General features: G+C 63.6%; 4 protein-coding genes. 3 read left to right on the top strand and 1 reads right to left on the bottom strand.

All coding sequences use genetic code 11. The features are described 5' to 3' along the window. Positions 1-212, bottom strand: a 212-nt coding sequence (locus RUH75_RS23500) for a hypothetical protein (RefSeq protein ID WP_313809628.1), incomplete at its 3' end; no start/stop codon positions are given. A 130-nt stretch (positions 213-342) separates the two neighbouring features. Between RUH75_RS23500 and RUH75_RS23495 the strand changes: the two genes are divergently transcribed. The 3 genes from RUH75_RS23495 (at position 343) to RUH75_RS23485 (ending at position 3,214) form a co-directional block, all read left to right on the top strand. Continuing rightward, positions 343-1,524 carry an acetyl-CoA C-acyltransferase gene (locus RUH75_RS23495; protein ID WP_313809627.1) on the top strand — a complete coding sequence of 394 codons (1,182 nt, stop codon included), beginning with the start codon at positions 343-345 and terminating at the stop codon, positions 1,522-1,524. A gap of 130 nt (positions 1,525-1,654) precedes the next feature. Next, positions 1,655-2,455, top strand: a complete 801-nt coding sequence (locus RUH75_RS23490; protein WP_313809626.1) for an SDR family NAD(P)-dependent oxidoreductase — start codon at positions 1,655-1,657, stop codon at positions 2,453-2,455. A gap of 39 nt (positions 2,456-2,494) precedes the next feature. Further along, positions 2,495-3,214, top strand: a complete 720-nt coding sequence (locus RUH75_RS23485) for a glutathione S-transferase C-terminal domain-containing protein (RefSeq protein WP_313809625.1) — start codon at positions 2,495-2,497, stop codon at positions 3,212-3,214. Positions 3,215-3,452 lie beyond the last annotated feature (238 nt).

Raw genomic sequence — 3,452 nt, 5'->3', positions numbered from 1 at the left:
TGATATGGATGCTCTCCGCCTCCAAACGCTCCAAATGCGTCAATGTCCGCGTGTCCAACATAGCCTCTCCACGTTTTTGCATGCTGATAACGTGTCAGATCACCGACCATTTTTAGCCTCCCATATGGGAGGATAGAAATATCGCCTATGTGTACATTGGCCAGTGGAGGGCCGACGCTCCAGCTTTTGCCGGCAAGAAACTCGATCAGCATCAGCCGGCCTTGTTGGCCTGTCCTGGGGTCAGGCGAAGGGTGAAGCATCGGAACCGTGATGGCCCTTCGGCTGGCAAAACAGGGTAGGCGGGCGTATCTCGCAAGGCGATTTGCGGGAGATCTTCCGGATATGAAAGAAGCAGCTATCGTCGCCACCGCGCGCACGCCGATCGGCAAGGCGCATCGGGGGGCGCTCAACAACATCCATGGCGCGACACTGGCGGCCCATTCCATCCGCGCGGCGGTGGAGCGCGCGGGGATCGATCCGGGTGAAATAGAGGATGTGCTGCTGGGCTCCGCACGATGCGAGGGCGCGGTCGGCTCCAACATAGCGCGCCAGGCGGCGCTCCGTGCCGGCCTGCCGATCAGCGTGTGCGGCGTGACGCTGGATCGCAAATGCTCCTCCGGCCTCCAGACCATCGCCTTCGCGGCGCAGCGCATCCGCAGCGGGGAAGGGGGCATCTATGTCGCAGGCGGCGTGGAAACGGTCAGCCTGGTCGATCCGCACCGCAATATCTTCCGCAACAAGGATGAGTGGCTGCTGGAGCACAGGCCCGAAATCTACATGGCGATGAACCTGACCGGTGATATCGTCGCGCGCCGCTATGGCGTGAGCCGCGAGGCGCAGGACGAATTCGCCGCACGCAGCCAGGCCCGCACCGCCATCGCGCAGGAGCGGGGCTGGTTCAATGAGGAGATCGTGCCAATCACCACCACCAGGAATGTGGTCGACAAGGCGCTGGCCGTGCTGTCCCAGGAAGAAGTCACGCTGACGAAGGATGAATGCAACCGACCGGGCACCGATGTGGAAGGGCTCGGCAAGCTCAAGCCTCTGTTCGAGGGAGGGTCGGTGACGGCGGGGAATTGCAGCCAGCTCTCGGATGGCTCCAGCGTCTGCGTGATCATGGACGCGGACGAGGCGGCGCGGCGCGGCATACCCATCCTCGGCCTTTACAGGGGCATGCAGGTGATGGGCTGCGAACCGGACGAGATGGGCATCGGACCGGTCTTCGCGGTTCCAAAGCTGCTCGATCGGCTGGGCATGAGAGTGGACGACATCGACCTTTGGGAACTCAATGAAGCCTATGCGAGCCAAGCACTCTATTGCCGTGACCGGTTGGGGATTGATCCGGACAAGGTCAATATCGATGGCGGCGCGATCGCGGTGGGCCATCCCTTCGGCATGACCGGTTCGCGCATGACCGGCCACGCGCTGATTGCAGGCAAGCGTCTGGGCGCGAAGAACGCAGTCGTCACCATGTGCATTGGAGGTGGCATGGGCGCGGCCGCGTTGTTCGAGATCGCGCGCTGAAGGCTAGAGTGATTTCGAGCCGGATGGCATCATCTGGCGGCTCGGAAATCACGGACAACAAAGAATAACTAAAGTCATCCCGGTTCCATCTGACCAGAATGACTTTAAGGCAACTGGCGAGCGGAGCAAGATGATGGGAGACGAAAGCAGTTTTCATGGCCGGGCGGTGCTGGTGACCGGCGCCGCGAGCGGAATCGGCCTCGCCATATCGAAGGAGCTGGCCGCGCGAGGCATGCGGGTCATGCTCGCCGACATCGACGAAGACGGGCTTTCCCGGGCGCTGCCCGATGTGCCGGGCGCCCATGCGGTGGTGCTGGATACGCGCGATCGTGCCGCGTGGCAGGCCGCATTGGATGAGACTGAGCGAGAATGCGGCCCGCTGGCCGTGATCGTCGGCAATGCCGGTGTCGCCGGGAGCAGGCTGTCGCTCGCGGAAACGAGCGTGGACGCCTGGGAATGGTCGCGAAGCATCAATCTGGATGCCTGCTTTCATGCCCTGAATCTGGGGCTGCCGCGCCTGGCCAGAGCGGACGGCCCGACGCATTTCGTGGCGACCGCATCGCTTGGGGCGCTTCTGGTGCATCCGGGCAATGGCGTCTATTCGGCGGCGAAGGCTGGCGTGGTCGCGCTGTGTGAAGCGGCCCGGGCCGAAACCCGTCAGACCGATACCCGGATCAGCGTGCTTCTGCCCGGCCGGGTGCGGACCGCGCTGGTGGAAAAAAATGCGGCGCGCGCACCCAGGGGGGTGGCCATTGGCGAGCGTGAGCCGGAACTGGAGCAGGCGATGCGCGAAAGCCTCGACCCCGGCGAGGTCGGCCGGCTGGTGGCGGATGCCCTTGGCACGGATCGCTTCTGGCTCTTCACTCATCCCGAACTGATGGGCGCGGTTCGCGACAGGGCAGAAGAAATGGCGGCCGCGATGCGCGGATGACGCTGAACGGGCGCAAGGCATGACGAACTGGAGAAGAAGATGATCACCCTTTACGGCTTCGGAAGCCCCAATGTCCTCAAGATCGTGATCGCTCTGGAGGAAATGGCACTGCCCTGGCGGTTCGAGATGGTCGACATGTTCCGGGGCGAGCAGTTCACGGATGATTTCGGCGCGCTGACTCCCAATCGCAAGGTACCGGTGATCGTCGATGAGCAAGGGGTAGGGGGGCGCGCGGTGACCCTGTGGGAATCGGGGGCGATTCTCATCTACCTCATGGAGAAGACGGGGCGTTTCCTGCCTGCTGGGGTGCATGCGCGGCTGGCAATGTTGCAATGGCTGATGTGGCAGATGGGGGGAGTCGGCCCGATGTTCGGTCAGCTTGCCCATTTCCGCCTCTATGCGACCGATCCGGATCATGCCTATGCCCGGGCGCGTTATGCGACGGAGGTGAAGCGGCTCTATGACGTGGCCGAGCGGCGTCTGGGTGAAACGCCCTTTCTGGGTGGCGAGGATTATGGCCTGGCCGACATGGCAGCCTGGCCCTGGTTCCACCGCTGGGAATCGAGAGGCGTGGATATCACGGCGCTGCCGGCCGTGCGACGTTGGATCGAGGCGATCGCCGCGCGCCCGGCCGTGCAGCGGGCCAAAGCCTTTTTCGACCCCCTTGCTCCCGCCGACATCGATCGTGAGATGCGCGACAATGGCGAAGGCGTGGATCGCTACGTCCAACGCGGCCGCTGGTCCCGCCCGGAGCTGTGATGCTGGCGGGTCCCAGCGCCAGGATGCGATGGCCAGAAACCCGCCGATCGGTTGAATGTCAGCCGCGCCGGTGGCCGGGTTCGATCGGGTATCCCGGGGCCATATCCGTTATCAGCTGAAGAGCCCCAGGCGCTGACAAGCGCTCTGCGATGATCAGGTTTTGGAGGGGCGCGGCTGCATCCTCCCTTTACCCGATGGTACCGAGGAGAGTACCGACCTCGTAGGTTTCGCCGATTTT

This window comes from Sphingobium sp. (assembly GCF_032153725.1).
Taxonomy (GTDB): Bacteria; Pseudomonadota; Alphaproteobacteria; order Sphingomonadales; family Sphingomonadaceae; genus Sphingobium.
Note: the sequence above shows the minus strand (reverse complement) of the source record. Positions and strands in the feature narration are given on the sequence as shown.